Origin of the sequence: Rhodococcus sp. RDE2 (assembly GCF_020885655.1) — a bacterium.
Classification (GTDB): Bacteria; Actinomycetota; Actinomycetes; order Mycobacteriales; family Mycobacteriaceae; genus Rhodococcus; species Rhodococcus pyridinivorans.
Genome location: NZ_AP025187.1, coordinates 158190 through 177826, shown reverse-complemented (window position 1 = coordinate 177826; position 19637 = coordinate 158190). Strand labels below are relative to the sequence as shown.

Annotated in this window: 21 protein-coding genes; 7 read left to right on the top strand and 14 right to left on the bottom strand. The window is 65.2% G+C overall.

Annotation, left to right across the window (positions count from 1 at the left end; translation table 11 throughout):
• Positions 1–178: 178 nt before the first annotated feature.
• Both LPH33_RS26050 and LPH33_RS26045 read left to right on the top strand, forming a co-directional pair.
• Positions 179–853, top strand: coding sequence for a helix-turn-helix domain-containing protein (locus tag LPH33_RS26050; RefSeq protein ID WP_169690398.1), 675 nt, complete (start codon positions 179–181; stop codon positions 851–853).
• Positions 850–1278, top strand: a complete 429-nt coding sequence (locus tag LPH33_RS26045) for a hypothetical protein (protein WP_169690397.1) — start codon at positions 850–852, stop codon at positions 1276–1278. The genes LPH33_RS26050 and LPH33_RS26045 overlap by 4 nt, the downstream gene beginning before the upstream one ends.
• On the opposite strand, the gene LPH33_RS26040 is transcribed toward LPH33_RS26045, so the two are convergent.
• The 6 genes from LPH33_RS26040 to LPH33_RS26015 all read right to left on the bottom strand — a co-directional run bounded on the left by LPH33_RS26040 (position 1253) and on the right by LPH33_RS26015 (position 8059).
• Positions 1253–2629 carry a cytochrome P450 gene (locus tag LPH33_RS26040; RefSeq protein ID WP_193904145.1) on the bottom strand — a complete coding sequence of 459 codons (1377 nt, stop codon included), beginning with the start codon at positions 2627–2629 and terminating at the stop codon, positions 1253–1255. The genes LPH33_RS26045 and LPH33_RS26040 overlap by 26 nt on opposite strands.
• The gene (locus tag LPH33_RS26035) at positions 2622–3833 is read right to left on the bottom strand and encodes an MAB_1171c family putative transporter (RefSeq protein ID WP_229568616.1); all 1212 of its coding nucleotides are present in this window, start codon (positions 3831–3833) and stop codon (positions 2622–2624) included. Before LPH33_RS26035 ends, LPH33_RS26040 begins: the two co-directional genes overlap by 8 nt.
• Positions 3834–4262, bottom strand: a complete 429-nt coding sequence (locus LPH33_RS26030) for an ImmA/IrrE family metallo-endopeptidase (protein ID WP_217580336.1) — start codon at positions 4260–4262, stop codon at positions 3834–3836.
• 607 nt (positions 4263–4869) lie between these two features.
• Positions 4870–6564 carry a hypothetical protein gene (locus tag LPH33_RS26025; RefSeq protein ID WP_229568614.1) on the bottom strand — a complete coding sequence of 565 codons (1695 nt, stop codon included), beginning with the start codon at positions 6562–6564 and terminating at the stop codon, positions 4870–4872.
• A 273-nt stretch (positions 6565–6837) separates the two neighbouring features.
• Positions 6838–7248, bottom strand: a complete 411-nt coding sequence (locus tag LPH33_RS26020) for a DUF6573 family protein (protein ID WP_229568612.1) — start codon at positions 7246–7248, stop codon at positions 6838–6840.
• Positions 7249–7612: 364 nt separating this feature from the next.
• Positions 7613–8059 (bottom strand): hypothetical protein, encoded by a 447-nt coding sequence (locus LPH33_RS26015; RefSeq protein ID WP_229568611.1) that lies wholly within the window; start codon positions 8057–8059, stop codon positions 7613–7615.
• A gap of 292 nt (positions 8060–8351) precedes the next feature.
• Here LPH33_RS26015 and LPH33_RS26010 point away from each other — a divergent pair, with 292 nt between their 5' ends.
• The 3 genes from LPH33_RS26010 (at position 8352) to LPH33_RS26000 (ending at position 10751) form a co-directional block, all read left to right on the top strand.
• Positions 8352–9653 (top strand): AAA family ATPase, encoded by a 1302-nt coding sequence (locus tag LPH33_RS26010; protein WP_193904139.1) that lies wholly within the window; start codon positions 8352–8354, stop codon positions 9651–9653.
• Positions 9650–10087, top strand: coding sequence for a hypothetical protein (locus LPH33_RS26005; protein ID WP_138845976.1), 438 nt, complete (start codon positions 9650–9652; stop codon positions 10085–10087). The genes LPH33_RS26010 and LPH33_RS26005 overlap by 4 nt, the downstream gene beginning before the upstream one ends.
• Positions 10088–10190: 103 nt before the next feature.
• Positions 10191–10751: a hypothetical protein gene (locus LPH33_RS26000; RefSeq protein ID WP_193904137.1), complete on the top strand. Its 561-nt coding sequence runs from the start codon at positions 10191–10193 to the stop codon at positions 10749–10751.
• Between the two features lie 63 nt (positions 10752–10814).
• On the opposite strand, the gene LPH33_RS25995 is transcribed toward LPH33_RS26000, so the two are convergent.
• The 4 genes from LPH33_RS25995 to LPH33_RS25980 form a co-directional block, all read right to left on the bottom strand.
• Positions 10815–11414: a DUF4190 domain-containing protein gene (locus tag LPH33_RS25995; RefSeq protein WP_229568609.1), complete on the bottom strand. Its 600-nt coding sequence runs from the start codon at positions 11412–11414 to the stop codon at positions 10815–10817.
• Between the two features lie 281 nt (positions 11415–11695).
• Complete coding sequence (locus LPH33_RS25990; protein WP_138845978.1) at positions 11696–12040, bottom strand: hypothetical protein; 345 nt, start codon at positions 12038–12040, stop codon at positions 11696–11698.
• 505 nt (positions 12041–12545) lie between these two features.
• Positions 12546–13391, bottom strand: coding sequence for a hypothetical protein (locus LPH33_RS25985; RefSeq protein WP_229568607.1), 846 nt, complete (start codon positions 13389–13391; stop codon positions 12546–12548).
• A 275-nt stretch (positions 13392–13666) separates the two neighbouring features.
• A complete protein-coding gene (locus LPH33_RS25980; protein ID WP_229568781.1) occupies positions 13667–14953 on the bottom strand; it encodes an RNA-guided endonuclease InsQ/TnpB family protein in 1287 nt (428 codons plus the stop codon).
• A 510-nt stretch (positions 14954–15463) separates the two neighbouring features.
• On the opposite strand from LPH33_RS25980, the gene LPH33_RS25975 reads away from it, so the two are divergent.
• Positions 15464–16510 carry an IS110 family transposase gene (locus tag LPH33_RS25975; RefSeq protein ID WP_229568605.1) on the top strand — a complete coding sequence of 349 codons (1047 nt, stop codon included), beginning with the start codon at positions 15464–15466 and terminating at the stop codon, positions 16508–16510.
• Positions 16511–16519: 9 nt separating this feature from the next.
• On the opposite strand, the gene LPH33_RS25970 is transcribed toward LPH33_RS25975, so the two are convergent.
• Positions 16520–17215 (bottom strand): lysophospholipid acyltransferase family protein, encoded by a 696-nt coding sequence (locus LPH33_RS25970; RefSeq protein ID WP_106201945.1) that lies wholly within the window; start codon positions 17213–17215, stop codon positions 16520–16522.
• A gap of 37 nt (positions 17216–17252) precedes the next feature.
• On the opposite strand from LPH33_RS25970, the gene LPH33_RS25965 reads away from it, so the two are divergent.
• Positions 17253–17801, top strand: coding sequence for a TetR/AcrR family transcriptional regulator (locus tag LPH33_RS25965; RefSeq protein ID WP_324256242.1), 549 nt, complete (start codon positions 17253–17255; stop codon positions 17799–17801).
• A gap of 295 nt (positions 17802–18096) precedes the next feature.
• On the opposite strand, the gene LPH33_RS25960 is transcribed toward LPH33_RS25965, so the two are convergent.
• The 3 genes from LPH33_RS25960 to LPH33_RS25950 form a co-directional block, all read right to left on the bottom strand.
• Positions 18097–18432 carry a hypothetical protein gene (locus LPH33_RS25960; protein WP_229568604.1) on the bottom strand — a complete coding sequence of 112 codons (336 nt, stop codon included), beginning with the start codon at positions 18430–18432 and terminating at the stop codon, positions 18097–18099.
• Positions 18433–18629: 197 nt separating this feature from the next.
• Positions 18630–18863 (bottom strand): hypothetical protein, encoded by a 234-nt coding sequence (locus LPH33_RS25955; protein WP_193904135.1) that lies wholly within the window; start codon positions 18861–18863, stop codon positions 18630–18632.
• A gap of 85 nt (positions 18864–18948) precedes the next feature.
• A complete protein-coding gene (locus LPH33_RS25950) occupies positions 18949–19392 on the bottom strand; it encodes a hypothetical protein (protein ID WP_229568603.1) in 444 nt (147 codons plus the stop codon).
• Positions 19393–19637: the final 245 nt, after the last annotated feature.

The following is a 19637-nucleotide window of genomic DNA, read 5'->3' as shown; positions in this document are numbered from 1 at the left end:
CGCATCCGTCCCGTCGTGCAGCTTCAAAAGTGACACCCTGGCATCATTCGAACAGAGGACATGTCCAAGACAGATGTAATAGCCGCAGGTCATGTGGCGAATAAGGAGGCATGTCGATCGTGAACTTTTTTCGCCATCAATTAGCTTTGATGTCGCTTGGTCCCCTAGGCTGTGAGGCATGAAGGCGTCCAACCGCGTCCGCTTCGGACGTATCGTGCGCGAGCGCCGCGAAGCACTCGGGATGACGCAGGACGACGTCACAGCAGCTGGTGGCCCCTCGGACACCACACAGACGCGCATTGAGCGCGCGGAAGGCAGCGAGCCGACCGCCACCACCCGCAATCGCTTCGATCATGCGTTGCGATGGGAGCCGGGCAGCGCGGCACGTGTGTGGGCCGGCGGACATCCCACCCCTCTGCCCGAACCTCCAGTCCGTCCAGCTTCCCCTGCGCCGGCGTTCGAACTCGGGCCGATGGAAGTCCCTGTTTCGCTCGAGCAGCTCACGGAACTGTTGGAGATCCTGAATTCGTTGACTGTCCTCGCCGAGGAAGACGACGGCAATCATCGGCTGGCCAGCACCACCGAGGCGTTGCAGCGCTTTGTTTCCTCCCTGACCGGGACCTGGGTCACCGACATCCTCGAACGGAACCGTAGTTCGAAGAACGGCATCCCTACCATGATCGAATTCGCGTTCAGCGCGCATCTTGCTGAACCGGTCGATCCTGAGGAACCCTCTGCCGAGGAGCGCTACTACCGGCGCTGGTTGATTGGCCGCGCAAACGGCATACCGGAAGAACTAGCGGCACGATTCGAGGAACGATTCGCTAGCCGCAGAGGAGGCATCGACTCGTGACAGCTGCCGAAGTGGCTACGCGTGTAGACCGGCTGTTCCAGCTCGCCCATGAGTTCGGACAGTCCGAGCGGTCTGCTCAGTCTGTCGCCGCAGCGGTATCCGCTGATCTGGGTACAGAGATCACCGCCGATGACATCATCGCGTTGCGCAGCGGTACCCACCCGGGCGCGGGCGATGACCTCCTCGCAGCCATCGCTCGTGAGTTCTCTGCTCCCGAGAACTACTTGATCGACCTTCCGGGGACCGCGAACTACGACCTGCAGTTCCGCGCGCTGATCGCAGCCCGCGACGCCAAACTCAACGGCATCTGCTTCCGCGGCGGCGATGGCGCCCAGAGCAGCCTCGAATCGCTGGTTACCGAACTCGAGGCGCTGGTGGACGAACACCGCCGCGGCTCCATTACCTCGGACGGAACTCGAGTTTGAGCCCTGCCGGCCGCAAGGTCAGCAGTTCGGCAACCTCCAAGGAGTAGTCCGGGTCGGCCACCAGGTCGTACTGGTGCACGATCGTCGCCAGCGCGAGCTGCATCTCGTGCAACGCGAACTGCCGACCGATGCACGACCGAATCCCGGTGCCGAAGGGCTTGTAGACGTGACCGGGACGTGCCTTGACGTTCTCGGGCAGGAACCGATCCGGGTCGAAGCGCTCGGGGTCAGGCCCCCAGACCGGGTCCCGGTGCAGACGCAGCAACAGGATGAACGCCCAGTCCCCTGCCTTGAACTCGTAGCCGCCAGCCACGGTCGTGTCCTCGATTGCTTCCCGGAAGTAGCCCGGCGCTGCAGGCCACAGACGCAACGTCTCGTCGATCACCCGGCGGGTGTAGCGCAGCTTCGAAACCTGGTCGAAGGACAGCTGCGGCCGGGACCGATCCGGCCACACGGCGTCGATCTCGGCGCGAACCTGGGCGGCAACTTCCGGATGGGTGGCAAGCAGATGCAGCGCGAACGACAGCGCATTCGACGTGGTCTCGTTGCCGGCGATCAGGAAGGTGATCACCTGGTCGCGGATGTTTTCGCGGTCGAGGTTCTTCCCGGTGTCAGGGTCCGGGTTGTTGAGCATCAGGTCGAGCAGATCGGAATGTGTCCCGGTGCCCTGCAGTCGGGCGTCGATCACGTCGTCGACGACCGAGCGCAGGTAGGCGATGTCCTCGACGTTCTGACGGGCCTCTGCGCGGCCGAGCAACTTGCCCAGGATCGGCAGTGGGATCGACGAGCGCTGTGAATAGTCGAGAGCGCGTTGGATGGCTGAGACGAAGGGGTCGACTTCGTCGCGATCGAACGAGCCGAACGAGCGGCCGAATCCGCACCTGCCGATGACCTCGCTGGTCAGCTTGCTCATCTCGGATGTGACGTCGAGGGCCTGGCTCGGGCGTTGGTCCCAGGACTTGAGGAGTTCGGCGAGGGTGGCGCTCATCGTGTCGTGGTAGCCCCGCATGGCGTCCTTGGTGAACCCGGGCACGAGGACGTTGTGGGCTGCGGTCCAGGCGCCGGTTCCATTGTCTGCGGTGAACAGGCCGTTGCCGGCAAGTTCACGCAGCTGGGCGATCGGCCGGCCCACGTGCTTGCGGAATCGGGTCTCGTCGTTGAGGTCAGCCACGACGTCGGCGCCGGACGCGAAGGTCAGGTGCATGCCCATGATCGTGCGGCGGTAGATCGGGCCGAGAAGCTCGTGCATGACGAGGGTCTTCTGGTTGGGCTTGGCGCGATCCATGCCGAGTACGTCGCCGACGATGGGAAGTCGTTTGGGGGGATGCGGAATGGTGTTGTGCTCAGCCATGTGGTGTGGACAGCCCGGGCCGCCCATGTCCTTCCGTGGTTGTCTGTTCTTCGGTCTCGGTGCGGAGAGTGTGAGGAGCTAGTACCCATCCTCGGGCCAGTTCTTCAAGATCGAGATGGTTGAGGTCGGAGGGAGTGGCGGAAGACGACTCGGGAGGAGTCCCGGTGCGATAGCCCTCGATCGCCTCCTGCACCGCAAGCGCTGCTGTCACGCCGACCCGGTCGCGCTCACGGATGTGCGACAGGTCGGGGGTGCGCCGGGGAATCAGTCGCGGCGGAAGATAGTCGCGAAGCCGGATTAGGGTGTCCCAGATTTCGATGCTCATTCGCTGAGCGAGCTCGTCGGCGCGGTCGGGGCGCTGTTGCAGGATGACGGTCGGCACAGCGCCGGACAGGTCGTTCCACATGGGGGTGAGACGGCGGACCTGACGGCTCGATTTGTCCAGTCCCATTCGCTCTGCCAGTCGGTTCACCAGCGGGCCGGTCAGTACGAGCGCGATGAGGGTCACTTCGGGCAAGAACAGCACATCGTTCGATTCGCTACGCCAGATTGTGAACGCGTTGCGGTGACCGCCGTAGAGGAAACAGGCGTTGATGATGCGGGTGGTGGAGTCGAGCAGGGAGATCGCGCACGCCACGACGGCCAGCGCGAATCCGACGGCCGCCAGCGCACTCTTCGTTTGCCGTGCCGCTTCGATGAGGAGCACCGCCACCGCGCTGATCGCGACGATCGTAGGGGCCGCATAGACCACCATGTAGGCGATCAGCTGCCATCCGCCATGTTGTTCGAGCGTCGGTCCGGCGGCACGGGCAGGTGCAGAGAGCGGGAAGAGCGCGAGTCCCATGGTCAAGACCACGGTATAGACGATCGGCTGCGTTTCGGGCCGGTGCCATGCGGCGGCGAGACCGGTCGTCGATCGTTCCGCAGGGGCGGCCCAGAGCGCGCATGCGCCGATGATCGCCGCACTGGCGAGCATGGCGAACATGTGGGTTGCCTGACGGATAACTGACGGATCCACGAGGTGCTCGGCCAGCTGGTCCTGGATGTGGGGGTCACGCAGGAGTGCACAGAATCCCCAGAAGACGAGCATGGTCGTCAATCGCTGGTCGAGGCGCGAGTGTAGGAACAGCGCCCGTAGCAGGGCGACGGTGAGAAGGATGATCATCATCGGCCACTCGATGGCGGGCGGCAGTGTCGAGGTCATCTATCGACCCCGAAGCAGCCGTAGCGCCCGACCGACGCGCGTGGCAACTTTCGGGTTGCTGGATCGGACACCGATGCCCAGGTGTTCGACGTCATTGCGCAGTAGGTGCAGGGCAAGGAGCTCGGCCTCCTGTTCTTCGGGTCGGTCGTAGTTTGTGCGGCCGAAGACCTTCTTCACGAGTTCGGGGTCCACGTCGGGAGCGAGTTCGCGGGCCAGGGCTTGGCGATCGGTTTCACCGTCGTCGTGGTTGAACAGCAGGTGTGCGAACTCGTGGTAGGTGATGAATCGTGATCGGGTCTCAGGTGTGTCGAGGGGGTAGTAGACGATGTCGCGGTCCTCGCAGACAAGGGTCCACCCACATGGAGCGTCGACGTGCTGATCGTCCGGTCGGGGCCGAATCTCGATGGGGACGCCGCGGCGGCGAGACAACCACGTCCTGAACTCTTCGAATGACCACGGGCCGGGCATCGACTCGTGGATTTCGACAAGCAGTTCGTCGACGCGCTTCCGTGCGTTTGGGTCCGTCTGCTCACCTGGGTCGTACTGCGCCACCCCTGGTTACCTCCATCTCGCGCGCCCCCCCGGGCTATCGCTACGCGGATTGCATGGATCGATCGTCGCTCCACCATACGATCACCGCTGCGCAGGGCATGAATCGAGGCGGGTTCGTGGGGTTTTTTCGTTGCTCCGTCAGCATCACCTTTGGGCAATCCGAGGGAAAATTGTTGCTTTGTCTCGAATCGTTGGCGCACCCGATTGAAACGTAAACTTGTGCTGGCTAAGGTGCATATGAGCCACCAGGGATGGCAGGCAGCAGCATCACGAGGCAACTTTTAAGCCACATTGGGGCTTTGCGTAAGCCACATCTTGTGCCATACTGATCCCGCGCCCCGAGGGGAAGCACACATACAGACCCCGGCTTGCCGGGTCGGCCGACACAGCCGTACGTGCCGCAGACGCTGAGTTCATGCGAGCGCGAGTCTTAAGAGTCCCAGCCCCCACCACACGGTGGGGGCTGAGCTATTTCCACGACCTGTCACTTCTCCGACCTCAACGCAGTCACCGCCGCAGCACCGATAAGCTGCCCGATGCGGCTCGGGTCCTCGATCACCGCCACCTCTGCCCCCACAGGCGGTGTCATCCCACCGGCCTCCGTCACAAGCCACAAGACCCGCACACCAGCAGCGATCAACCTCTCCACCTCCTCGCGCACCGCGACAGGGTTCGGAAGATCACCGTCCGTCACCACAACGACCATCCGAGCGCCCTGATCGCGACCGAGGACGAGCTCGCGGTCGAGGACGCGCAGCGCAGCCGGCAAGCCGATGGATCCCCCGCCGATCGCCGGCACAGGGACCGATCCACTCACGGCTGTGACCGGCAGCAATGACGGAGTGTGATTCCAGGTCACTGTCGCGGCCTTTCCGCCGACCTGTCGTACGGCCCGGGCCAGCGCCCATGCGGCCACCGCTGTGGGCTCAGCGAAAGGTTCCATCGACCCGGAGATGTCGAGCGCGACCCCCACGAGCAGGCTGGGTGTGTCGACCGTCCATCGGCGGGTGTTCTCCCATGGGGTCGCGGTCGGCCGCACCCGGGCATGAATCTGTCCCTGCCTCCGCACCAGTTGCGAGGTCCGCAGGCGTCCCGGTGGGGTCGACGACGGCGTGCGGGCCACATCGACAGCACGCAATGCCGCCGACTCGAGGCTCCGAGTCAGTGCCTTCGCGTGCTTGTGATCGTCAGCAGTCGGTTGGCGTCGACGAGACTCGTGCAGTCCCTGGCGGGCGATGCGCTGGTCCTCGGCGGCCCGTGCAGTGTGGGCCTGCCGCGCTGCGCGAGCAGCCGCAGCCGCAGGGGACGGATCGACGATGCCGGCAGCCGCACGCAGCTCTCGGGCAGCGACAACAGCGACAGTAGTCAGCGCAGCCGCGAGCGGGCCGTCCCCGGGCGGGCCGTGATGCGCACCGCAGTCACCCTCACCGTCACCGTCTCCGTCGCTCGCGATCTCGGCGTCGTCTCCGAACAGCGAGGCGATCGTCTCGGCGGCGGCGGTGATTGCCTCGGTATCACCGTCGGCCGCGGAGACCGCCCGGTCGGTCTGCTCGGCAATGACGGCGATCTGCTCCGAGGTCAACCACGGCGCCAACGCGGCGTCCAGGTCCGGCAACGACTCCTCGTCGAGCACACCAGCCAGAATGCGGCCACCGAGCAGGACCAGGGTGCGGGCGGCGTGATCGGTGCTTGTGGGATCGATCTGCCCGAGTAGGTGCAGCGCCGAGGCCTGCAACCAACGGCGCGCCTGGGGATTACCTGCGGCCACCCGGCCCTCCATGCGCGGCTCCTCGAGCAACGCTGCCCACTCTGCGACAGCGCCGTTCAACCCGTAGCGACGCGTCGTGTGGGTGGCGTGGCCTGCCTCGTGAGCGAGGACGCCGGTTAGAACCGGGAATCGCGCGCGGTCCCGCTCGTCGCGTAGATCGATGCGATCGGGGTCGGGTCGACCGGGCATCGCTTGGGTGGCGTCGAGGGTGATGCGAGCGGTGCGGTGGTTGAACACCCCTGCGGGCTGGCCGCTGCCCGGATGATGCGGGAGCACCGACACGAGGACGTCGCGGCGTGGGGTGAGAGTGTCGACCCAGTCGGTCAGCCGGGAGCCGAGCTGTCGCCACTGTGGGTGGGCCGGACTCTCCCACGCGGTGCGGGCAGTGGTAGCAGTGGCGGTGGCGGGCATTCGGTGCTCCTGTCGGTCGTGGGTTTGTGGTTGCACCGATCGTCTCGACGTCGGTCCTACAGAGTTGCAAGCGAGCGTTCCGGAGGCAGCCGGTCGGTTCCCATCGCAGGATGTGCGCCGGCGGAGGATCCACTGCGGGCGGACAGTTCTCGGCAGGGAACCACTATCGGCACGTCATCGCGGCAGCCGCGATGACTCCGATTGGTCTCGTGACGCCCCGTCCCGGAACGGACCCGTTCCGGGACGGGGGACGAAGGGATACGCCCAACCGCGTCAGAGGTCCGCGGGTCCCGTGATCGTCAGCACCGGCTCGTAGTTGTCGCCGGGACCGACGGAGATGCCGAGGTTGACCGGCTCCGGCTCGTCGGCACCGGGACGGTTCGGGACGACGTACACGGTGAAGATCTGCAGGCCCGTCAGACCGAGCCGACGGGCGCGACGCAACGCCATGGCAGCCATTGTCAGTACGTCCCACTGGCGGCCGGTCTCGTCCTGCATCGCACCGTGCGCGGGGTCCCAGGCCACGGCGGCATCCCACGCGTGGGTTGCGATCGCGACCGGGTACTGGATGCCCTGTTCGGCGGCGAGCTCGGTGACATCGTGCAGAACACCGTCTGCGATCGCGTCGGCGCGACTGTAGGTGTGGATGACCTCGAGCTGGTCAATGACTCGTGCACTGCTCATCAATTCCTCCGTGGATCCGTCATGATGTCGATGGGAACGACGTTATGACGTTGTCTGCAAACGTGTTTCATAGTGAATTGGCTGCTTGGCGCGTGCCGCGGCACAGCGGATCGCGTCGATTCGGGCTTCGCCGTCGCGTCAGTGACGTTCACTTTGGCGAGGTCGGGCGGACAGCGGCAGCGCGCCTCCGATGACACATGGATCGTCCAGATCGGCCATAGCTGCTCACCGTGCACGGGTGCAGATCACGAACAGCTGAGGGCCCGAGGTGCGGCTCCGATGGTGAGGTGCGCCGGCCCGCGCAGCGCTGACATCGAACGCAACGCCTCCGACCCGCATGGCCGGAGACGTTGCGTTCATCGGCTCAAGCGGCCGGGGCCAACAGGACCGGACTGTCGACGGTGAACTCAGCGATGCGTGCTGCGAACAGCTCTGCCCACGCCTTCTTGCTCAACGGGGCGCGCTGACCACGGCGAATCTGCCGCTGATGCCAGTCGTTGTCGAATGCCTGACGTTCGGCGATGACGGTGCGGGCGTGGCCGACTGCCTCAGCCTCGGCAGCATCGCGAGGAGTGAGAGTGCGCGGATATCCGGAGGCAGGGCACGCCTCGATAACCTTCCGCGCCGCGTCGACGGCGCTCTTCGAATGCGGAACGCCCAGCTCGGGGGCCAGGTAGCGCATCTCGGTCATCGTGCGGGTGTCGACGACGATTGGTTCGCCAGCGGTAAGAACCCACACGGTGTGCATCTTCGGGCCGGGCGACCAGAGTTCACCCACGGCGGGCTCGCCTTTGAGATCTGTGTAGTACATCGCCTGCTCCTCGTCATCTCGCGATCGTGAACGCTGCCGACGCTACGAACCACACGCGAAAGGTGTTGCACCACCCAAATTCCGGGTAGACATCCGGTCATCACCGCGCCCCGGACAGATCTCGTCGAACGTGGGAAAACACGCCTGGAAGTGGCTGAGAGGAAGCGCGGTCAGAGTGCGGTAGAGCCTACGCAGCCGACCGCACCACCTTCGAGGTCTGAAACACCGTGGCGTGACCGTTCATACGTTGGTGGCACACCGATTACGACCAACACCATCAGGAGAACACGCCATGACCACGACCGTCGCCGGATTCGCCGTCCAGGATCCGAATAGCCCCGAGCAGAAGGTATACGCGGCATTCGTGTACCGCGACGGCTCGTCCTTCCGATTCGCCACGGCCTCCGGCGGCTTCGCCAACTGGGTCGGCAACCGGATGCGCGTTCAGTCCAACAAGCAGTACGCCTCGATCGACACTGCGGTCGCCGCGATGGCCGATGTATGGACGAAAAAGTGCTCGAAGGGCAGCTACGACACGGTCCTTGCAGGTCCGGTCACCTTCGACGTCGCAGCCACCGGCGAGATCGATCCCGCCGAACTCGTCGCCGTTGCTCAACATGAGAACGCGGTGTTGTCGGCTGACGTCTCGACCGTCGAGGCCGTGGTCGCTCAGACCCTCTCCCCCGTGCCGGCATCTGCCACCGCTGCCACCGCAGCGCCGTCGGCCTCGCGGGTGACCGGCCTGACCGTCGACCCCAGCGAGCGCAACGGGATCGTGCTGCCGAACGGGCACACGATGTACCCACGACAGGTCGCCGGGCATACCGACGTCGCCCTCATGCGGCATCTGCGCGCCAACTCGCCCGATCTGTTCGTGCGCCTGCACGGACCCGCGGGCGGCGGTAAGTCCACCGTGCCCTACGGCGCGTTCGGCACCGACCTGGTCGTGATGCAGGGCCATGGTGATACCAACGTCTCGCACTTCGTCGGCCAGTACCTTCCGCTGCCCGATGGTGGGTTCGAATGGCGCGACGGTCCGCTGACCCGAGCGATGCGCGAAGGCAAGGTGTTCTTCCTCGACGAGGCCTCTCGCGTGCCGTCCGAGACCATGGCCGTGCTCATGTCGGTGGCCGACGGGCGCCGCACCCTGAACATCGACGATCTGCCGGGGTCCGAACCGGTCGTCGCCGCTGACGGGTTCTGGATGGTCATCGGCTACAACGAGTACGGCCAGGGCGTTCGCCCACTCGATGACGCGATCAAGCGGCGGTTCCCGATCGCGATCGAGGTTGCAGCGGACTTCACGGCCGCGGAGGCAGCCGGTGTCGACCCGAAGCTGATCAAGGTCGCCCGCAACCTGCACACCCGCAACGCCGAGGAGAAGAACGACGGTGGCCTCGGTTGCTGGGTGCCTCAGATCGCGGACCTGCTGGTCACGCAGAAGGTCCTCGACGCTGGCCTCGGATTGGAGGTTGCACTCGCGACGATGCTCTCGGCCTGCACCGACCTCGACAGCATCGAGTGCGTTCAGGACGCGATCCATGACGTCTACGGGATGGGCGTGCAACCCCTCGCGCTCGGCGGCCGCGCATGACAGTCATTCGACCGAACATGCGGCAGCAGCTTCCAGCTTGGCGCGGTGGCGCAGTGTTGCGTCCGCTCAGCGCATCCGGTGTTGACTTCGACAGATATACCCGGTTCGGGGTCATCTTCGACGACGAGCCCGACGAGGATGCGGTGGCCTATCTCGAGCAGGTCGTCGGGTACGCGTGGGCAGCGAACATGACGGGCGTGCCGACGATCGATCAAGGCAGGGTGTCAGTGCACGACACCACCGTCGTGTTCGACGCCGACATTCGGCTGCGCCGCATGAGAACCCGCACTCGCGAGGAGGCAACGCGGGCGCTCGCTGCGCAGGTACTGACGTACTACAAGGAAGGCTCACCGGTGCGCCGGGACGGACTACGGCTCGTCGACCGACCCGATGGTGTCGACTTGCCGCCGATCGCGGGATTCGTGGTCGGGTGAATCGGCTAGCCGACCGTCCTGAGGTGCAACACCCTTTGAGTGTCAGAGCGAGAGTGGTTGCACCGGTTCGGAATCGCCGAACCACCGTTCTTCAGGAGGCAGCATGTCGGTCACCTTCACCCCCGAAATCGAGCCCACCGGCTTCGACGTCACCGACGGTGAAGGTGGCCGGGAACAGCACGCCACCCGTGAGGCCGCGTACGCCCGCGTGGCCGAACTTGAGACCACCCGGGAGCCGCTACCCGGTTGCACCGATCCCAAGGCTGTTCGCACCTACGGGGCGTACCTGGTCGAACCGGTGCACGGCGACCAAGAGATTCCATGGGTGAATGCGTCGAACGCGAACGCCCGTCACCTGCTGCGGTTACTCGGTCTGCTCCCCGGGCTCGACGCGGGCGACGTCGTCGGCACGAACGACAGCCACGAGGTGCAGACCGCTGGTGAGGACGATCTATGGGGTGAGGAGTCCTGCGAGCAGTTCCTCGGACGCACACTCCTCGCACTGGCCACACCCACGTCCGCTGGTGTACCGGCCCGCACGATCGGTCCTCGGATGATCGACTGCGGTCGCGCCGAGGGCTACGACAGTCGTCGACTCACCCAACTGCACGATCTCGCGGTCTGGGCACTCGAGCACGGTGCCAGCCGCATCACCTGGGCGTGACCCCTGTAAACGGGCGTGCCCGCCCCTTCCGGGGCGGGCACGTTACGGGGACGTCGGGGCCGCTCAGATAGTGACGGCCTCGACGGCGACAATGACGACGATGATCCAAGCGACTACCGAGATGTAGCCGAGCACCAAACCTGCGATGGCCAGGCCGCGACCGTTCTCACCTGTTCGGTTGATCTGGCTCAGTGCGATGTGCCCGAACACCACCCCAAGAACGCCACCGAGCAGGCCGAACACCAGGGCGAGAATCGCGAGAATATTGGTGGACTGTGAACGCATCGGAGCGCCGTACACGGGCTCTCCCTGTGCCGTGTACCCGACGATGGGAGCGACCAGCGTACTGGCAGACGATGTCGCCGGCCGACTCGATGCCTGCACGATTGCGATGATCCCGCCCACAACAAGTGCCAGCAAACCGCCGAGCCGGACGAGGAAAAGCAGAGTGAACAACACGGGGGCGCCTGTGGCGGCGTAGAAGAAGGAAATCGCGCCGACAGCGAGAAACGCGGGAGTGAGCAGCTGCCACCATTGCAGGCGGCCGTCTTCTTCCCGATAGGTTGTGTAGGCGTAATAGCCCAGGACAGCAGCGATCCCCAGTGCGATGACCCCAGGGACAGCCATCAGGGGCTCGGGTATACCCCTGTAGACCAAGAGCATGACGATAGATCCTAGGAAGGCACCCAATCCGAGGAACAGCACGATCTTCCCGAGGTGGGGAGCACGAGGCGGAGCCGCTGCGGCATCAGCATCCGACCGAGGTTGCGCTGCGGGATATGAAGGATTCGAGGACATTCGAGCATCGTGCAGGCATTTTAGAGTCCCGGACGGGGGACACACTCGGGATGTAGTTCGATCGAATTACATCCGAGTGCATCACCTCAAGCCGATATGCCGGTGGGCCGCCCTCGCACGAGAGCGGCCCACCGTAATTGCGGGCATCAGAAGCGAGCAAGCTCTACCCGATAGATCCCGCCCTCGGGGTTGATCGGTTCGAAGCGGTCGGCGATGGCACCGCGCAGGTTCGTCACGTACACCGCGACGTCCTCGGCCTGGTCCTCAACCTGTTCCATCAGCGACGTGCCGTCGGCAGCGGTGACATCGGCAAGGGCGTGGTGCGGGCCCTGGTCACTCCAGTCGAGCAGCAGGTGCGCTGCGGCCGGGACTGCTTCACACAGCAGCGCGGCGATCAGCGCCATGCTGGTCGTCTCGATCTCGAGATTCGCCTGAGATTGCTCTTCGTAGAGGTTGCGGAGGTGGGTTTCAAGGTCAGCGATGGTGGCCATACGGTTCTCCTGGGCGAACTCGGCGGATTGGATTCGACCGCCACGCTATGAACGCGACGGCGCCGTGTTGCATCGCTACTCATCGACACGGACCAGGGGTTTATATCGCTCTTCGGCAGGGAACTTTGGAAGGCCGTGGCGGTGTCGCAGCCGAAAACGGTGCTCATTGCGCCCCAGAATCGTCACCGTCCGGAAGCCGGACAGCACGAGAGAGTCTCGGCCCGCGCAGAGTAAACACTGCCCAATGCCGCGGTACCCGCGGTCGACCTCGCCAGCCTGGTCATTGGCGGTACGAAGGATCTGGTCTGCGGCATTGTCACTGTCAGGTCGCATTCAAGTGCCCCTGGGGTCACCGATGCCGGATGGGACGGTAGCGCGGCGGCGAACACGGTCCGCGCCGACCCGATGAGGTCCCGGATCCGGGGTACGACCAAGGGCAGCGAGAACGGTCAGCAGGGAGTAGGCGACGGCGGTGCCAACGAAGTACCTGCCCGGTGGGGGCCGCTCACGACTGGGCGCGTCGTTGGCGGCGCTCCCTCTGCCGCTGCTTCATTCGGGCTACGTGTGCCTGCTGCCATTTCTTGTGCTTGCGCTGGTGTTCCGCTTCGGCCTCGTCGAATATCGGGCGTGCTTCGGCGCGCTGCTTGGCGAGTTCCTCCGCGGGGCGGGGGCCGCGCTCGATCGTCGGCAGCAGGTTGCCGGCGAGGTGCTCGACGACGAGCTGGTCGAACTTCCAGACCGGACAGCCCTGCTCGGCGAGCATCGCCACGGCCTCGGGACCATCGTCGATCCAAGCCACAACCGGTGACTGGTCCTCGTACTTGTCGACCCACTTCCACCAGTGCCGGCGCTTGATGTCGAGGGACGGGCGGACGGTGCCATCGGTCCAGAATTCGCGGCACTCGATATGCCCCGGAGGCAGGGACTTCTGCCGAATCCAGTAGTCGGTGGTCGGCATGAACGTGTCGAGACGCGTGGTGGTGTACGCGATGGTGAAGCCTGCGTCGACGAGGTCGCGGACGAGACGGCCGCCGGCTCGGTTGAGTGCGGCGTCGCCGAAGTGACTGTGGAAGGCCTTCCAGTCCCGGTCCTTGTACTTGGGGGCCTGAATCAGGTGGGCGAACTCATCCATGTTGGCCAGCGGGCCATCGATGTCGATGACCACGGTCGGGCCAGGCGCGGGCGGGTCTACCCAAGGGGTCGGGCGGTCGAGAAACCGTCCCTTGTTCGGCTGACCCACTCTCATCCTCCAGCTGTCGTGTCGTAACGCACCCATGAGAGTAATGGGGTTGACGCAACAAACCGGAAACGGCCCGCGCGTTTCTCCAATGGCAATGCGCTGCGTCTTCACGCCCGGAGTGGCCGCGGGACGATCTGGTCCAGCCACTCGATCAGTCCCGGGCGGGAATGCCATTACCCGCGGCTTCGACCGATGCTCTTGGACGACACAGGCACTCACCGGGAACCCTCGGGACAGCGCACCAGCAAGTGCGGCCAAGTCTCAGGTCGCAAATACCGCTTCCCACGAGCATGGCGGGCTTACCCCTACGCCCCGGTTCCACACGCCGGATCTGCGTGTCGGTGCGGTACTCCTGAGATTCGCCCCCGCCACAAGCTGAAATCCGGCTATCGGTCGAGTCGCTTCAATTGGCCGTTGAACGATTCCTTCGACTTTTGACGTCCTCCTCGGTCCGAAGTCCGAGGATTCCTACCAACGCCCGTGGCGCTCTCGGTGGGTTCCTGTTTCATCGAGTCGTGCTCCCCGTTATGTGGGAGGCTTACCGTCTCTCCGCAGGCGTTTTGCCTCTCCGCCCGTCCGGCGGCGAGGATGTTTCGTGCAGCGTTCAGATCCCGGTCATGAACTGCTCCGCACGGGCAAGTCCAGGTCCGGACCGACAGCGGCTTCGGTCCGTCGATCCGACCGCACGTCGAGCAAGTCTGGGACGACGGGAAGAACCGATTTACCTTTCCGACCACTCGTCCGTACCGGGCGGCTTTCTCCTCAAGCAACCGGATAAACGTGGCCCACCCAGCGTCGTGCACCGATTTCGCCAGGTGGGTCCGCGCCAACCCCGTGACACACAGATCCTCGACGTACATCGCTTGGTTCTCGCGGATGATCGTCGTGGAGTGTTTGTGTGCCCAGTCCTTGCGGGCATCAGACACCCTGGCATGAGCCCTCGCAACGCGCAATCGCGCCTTGGCTCGGTTCCTGCTGCCCTTCTCCTTCCTGGACAGATCCTGTTGCGCCTTGCGGAGTTTACGTTCGGCGCGGCGGAAGAACTTCGGAGAATCGATGATCGTGCCGTTGGAAAGGACCGCGAACGTTGTCAACCCCAGATCGATTCCGACCTCGGCGTCGAGTTCGGGCAAGGGCTCGTTACTGGTCTCGACCACGAATGAAGCGAAGTAGCGTCCGGCTGCATCCTTGACGACAGTGACCGAGGACGGTTCCGACGGCAATTCCCGGGACCAGGCGAGTTTCACGTCCCCGATCTTCGGCAGCCGCAACATGCGACTGCCAGTGACAGCGAAGCAGGCGTTGCGGGTGAACCGGATGGTCTGCCTGTGGTCCCGGCGGGACCGGAACCGCGGCGGCCCGACTTTCCGGCCCTTGCGTTTGCCGCTGATCGAGGCGAAGAAATTGCGGTAGGCGGTGTTCGCGTCTGCGAGAGCCTGTTGAAGCACCACCGACGACACTTCGCCCAGCCACTTCCGCTCGGGGGTCCGCTTGGCTGCAGTGAGCGCTTTCGACAACTCCGCGTCCTTCGGGTACGGCAGACCGTCCCGACGAGCACGCTCGCGGGCGGCGATCGCATCATTGAATACCACCCGCGCACACCCGAACGCCTGAGCCAGCGCATTCTGCTGGCCGGGAGTCGGATAGAGGCGGTACCGGTATCGCAACTGCACACCAGGACAGTAGCGGGCTACCTGTTCGGCGTAGTCGTGCACACGATCGCCTCGCTCGGCCGCCTGGTCAGCCAACCACAGGCCAGTGCCCGCGATCGCCTTGCGCGCTGCCCGGTCCACGTCGCGGTTGCGGGCGCGGGCTTCGTCGATCGCGGCGGTCACGTGCGGGTACCGGGCCAGCGCGTCACCGCCGTCGAGGTAGGCCTTCATCGCGTCGGCTGCGACACGGGCGTGCCACCCGTGCAGGGTGTCCGGGGCTTCCGGCTTGTATGGCGTGGCGGCAGGTGTTCGAACCGGCGGGTTCGTAGCGTGCCGTAGGAGACCGTGGGGATGGCCCGGAGGCTTCCTGCCACCCGACCGGCCGGCGGGTTGGCTCTCAGAGGGTTCTGCCTCCCCGCGGTCTCCGTTCGCTGCCTGGCTCGACACAGGAGCGTCACCACCTGGTGGTGGCCGGAAGCCGGAATGCCGACAGCGGATGCCCCATCCACCAGCACACGGAGACACGCCACGGTGATCGTCATCGGTATCGACCCGCACAAGTCCACCCACACCGCGACCGCGGTGGATTCGGCAACAAACAGGGATCTGGGCTCGCTCCGGATCCGGGCCTCGTTCGACGACTACGCCCAGTTGATGACCTGGTCGAAACAGTGGCCGGACCGGATCTGGGCCGTGGAGAACGCCTCGGGCCTCGGCCATCACCTGACGCAGTGGCTGATCGGCCGCGGCGAAGCGGCCGTCGACATCCCGTCCACCGCGACCGCACGAGTTCGGGAACTCTCCCGTGGTGGCCGGAGAAAGAACGACCGCATCGATGCCGCGGCCGCGGCGTGTGTCGCATTCTCGCAGGGCGATTTCCGGCCGGTCGCCCCGGAAGGCCACACCGACGTGCTGCGGATCCTGGACGAACGGCGGATCGACCTGGTCAAACAGAACGGCCGGCTGGTCAACCAACTCCATGCGCTGCTGCGGGAATTGCTGCCCGGCGGGATCGAGCGGGACTTCGGTACCGAGGACGCCGCAACGCAGCTTAGGAAGCTGCGGCCCGAGTCCGCGGCGGACTCGATGCGGGTCAAGATCGGCCTCGAAGTCGTCGGAGACCTGCGCAGGCTGCGGTTCCAGATCGACGACATCACCGATCGCGTGAAGGCCGAGCTCGACGCCTGCGGCACGACGCTGCCGACGATCCAGGGTGTCGGCACTGTGACCGCGTGCCGCATCCTCGCCCGCACCGGCAATCCGATGCGGTTCCCGAACGAGGCCGCGTACGCCAACTACACCGGCACCGCGCCCGTCGAGGTCGCCAGCGCCGACAAACAACGGCACCGGCTCTCCCGCAGCGGAGATCGGGCACTCAACTCCGCCATCCACATCGTCGCCGTCACGCAAGCCCGGACCCCGAGCAGCCCCGGCTACGAATATCACCGCCGCAAGCTCGACGAAGGAAAGACATCCCGCGAGGCGATGCGCTGCCTCAAAAGACAAATCGCGAAGAGGCTCTGGCGGACAATGCGCGCCGACACCGAAGACCGGCTGAGACAACCGGTGGCCGCCTGACAGCGCCCATCAGGCCGCATCTGGTTGGTCTGCCGGCGGATTCCACTGCCTCGCATAAGCGTCGACGTATTGCTGCCCTGTTCGGGCACCGATCATGCGCATCAACTCGTCCGTGGCTGCTCGGACACCGGTCGCGCCCGCGTCGCGGAACGGGTCCAGGTCCAAGGGCTCGAGGACCTCGACCACCACTCGGCGGCGCCACCATGGAACGGACGGGTCCGGCCGGGTCCCCGTGATTGCCACTGGCACCAGAGGAACGTCGGTGTCCATCGCGACACGGACAGCGCCCGTCCGCCCGCGATACAGGCGACCGTCAGGTGAGCGTGTTCCTTCAGGGTGGATTCCCCACGCCCCGCCTTGCTCGACGATCCGAGTCGCGGCTTCGAGCGCTGGCGACGCTGTGGCCCCTCCTCGTCGGTCGACCGGAATCTGGCCCATGGCCGAGAAGAAACCCCGCTGGAGACGGCCGGTGACACCACCTCGGTCGAAGTACTCACGCTTCGCCAGGAAGGTGATCTGCCTGCGAGCGGCAAGAGTCAGATAGAACGAATCGAGAACGGCGAGGTGATTGGCCGCCACGATGACCGGGCCGCGCCGCGGAATATTGCCACGCCCCACGATCTTCGGGCGACCCCGCAAATACAGCGCGGGCCCGATCAAGGCGTAACGACACAGCCGATAGAAGCAAGCACTCCACAAGCGCATAGACAGTGTCTACACGACGATGAGAGACACTGTCTACGTGACTGTGGAAGATACGAGGTCGGCCTTGGTGAGAGCTGGCGTCGAGCTACTCGAAGAGACAGGCTCAGCCGACGTCGGCCTACGGGCGATCGCCCGGCGAGCTGGTGTTTCCCACGGCGCGCCGCGACGATGGTTCCCGACCCACCGCAGTCTTCTTGCCGCGATAGCCGAAGTCGGCTTGCGTGACCTCGCCGCCGCGCTCGCCGGCGCAGCCCAGCAATCACGGAACGGACTTACCGAAATTGCGGCCGCCTACGTCGATTTCGCTCGCCGCCGGCCAGCAATGTTCACACTGATCTTCCGCCACGACCTACTCGAAGGGTCCGGGGCGCAGTTGCGAAACACGTCACAGCCACTGTTCAACTGGCTGGTAGCGATGATCAAGGAGTCCGCCGATGTCCGCGACCCCCAGCAGAGTGCTGCCGCGCTATGGGTCGGAATCCACGGGATCGCCGTGCTCTCGTCGACCGGCTCACTAGGGGTCGCAGCCGGAGGCGTGGACGTGAGCGAGTTGATCACCCGAATCGTGCACGGCAGTCTTCGTTGATCGGGTGAATCCAAAGAGGCGAGGGGCAGAAGAACGGTGCGGGCCGATGCTTCCCTCATCGACCCGCACCAAACTCGACCGCCGGCCTTCGAACGAATCTCCACTTGACGAACACAGAGGAACCCTCGCTGGCCGACACCAGGCTTTGGCCTGCTGCGATGTTCGAAGGATCCTGCAATTGACAAACACACAGGAACCCCCAGGACGGTCGTAAGCGAGGGCACACGCGGCCGGTCCCCCACAAACCGGCCGTACATCCGCCCCCACTCGGTGGCGTGTGCGAGCTTGGGCTGGGTCATGATGCCGCCCGCGGGATCCGGATCGGTTCGGACGTCGGGGTTAGCAGGGGAAGCGGGATGGGAGGTGTGAGGGGCGCGGTGAGGGCGGCGTCGACGTCGATGACGTACCGGTCTGTTGGCGGATGCGCTGCGGAGAACGCTGCGATGACGTCTGCGTCGAGTTCCAGCGCGTCGAGTGCTGCGTACTTTCCCATGGTGAGCACGACCATCGTGTCCCAGGTGGGCGTCTCGGTGAAGTCCGCGAGCTCCAGGGTGATGGTGGTTGCTTCGGGTACGACGAGCAGCACCGCAGTAACAAGATCAAGTTCGGTTTTGTCGGTAGGTGTGTGCACCGTGACTCTCCGTTCAATGCGGGGGTGTGAGCAGATCCGATGCACAAAATGTAGGGCCGCCCCTCTCCAAATGTTGCACAGCCACAGACGCCGAAGCTTGTGCTCGTTCCAGGCAAGACGACGCCTCGGGAACCGACGGACAGCGCCTGGCCGGCCGTGCCCATGCAGCAGTTCCCTGCGACGGGCGGCAGCGCCGGTCACTCGTCGATGAGCACCGCCTCAACGATTGCGCTGATGACCTCGTTGTGGCGCTCCATGTCCTCGTACAAGCGCCCCTCACTGTCACCGTGCTCGTTAATGAGGGTGGTGATCGCGTCGGGAGGGCGGCCGGCCAACCCGCGGTCGACCTCGACGATCTCCTCGGGTGTGTAGTCGCGCTTGTAGACGACAGTCTCGGTGATGGTGACGCGGATCAGTGGCCGATCGCTCATGCGGACTCCTGGGCGGGTGAAGCGAGACGGGTGGTTGGAGGCCGCTGCGCCCCGCCCCGGGGGGGCCGGGCGAGGCGCAGCGGGGTCAGGCGGCCAGAGCGGCGACGGAACGCTCGGCGAGGCGGATTTCGCTGGCCAGGGCCTTGAGGTAGACGGCGTTGCGCGCAGGCAAGGGCTGACCGTTCCCGCGGAGGCGACGCTCGACGCGGGCCTGGTCGATCGCGTCACGCAGCCGGCGGGTGGCGTCGTGATGGACGTGGCCGCGGAGCTGCCGGAGATCGATGTTCATCGCGTCCCACAGGCGCTGGTGGCTGCCGCTCCACACGGTGGCGGTGCCAGCGGAGGGGCGGGCGCGCAGCAGACGGGCGGCGGCGGTCGCCGCGGCGATGAACAGCTTGTGCTTGGAGGCGGTGATGGCCGGGTCAACCCCGAGGAACGCACCGTCGACGTCGACGAGGTAGCCCGTCTCGGTGTCGATGCCGTGAATTTCAGCGAAGTCAGACTTGGTGGGGATCACGGGAGCAGGCATGGCGGGCAACTTCTTTCGGTCGTTCTCGGTGCTGACAGGAACGACTTTGCCGACCAGGGTGGAGAGTGTTGCAGTCGGGATTGACCGCACTACGGTCGGGATACGCACGCTGACAAGCAGGTTCACCTCGGGGTACCTGCCTCTTGGATGCGGGCAACCGTCATCGTTGGCGGCTCTTTTGGTCTCGGTGGACGCTGCGATGGTCCCCGCGGTGGTGGTGGTGGTGTGAAGATACCGGAGGCTAC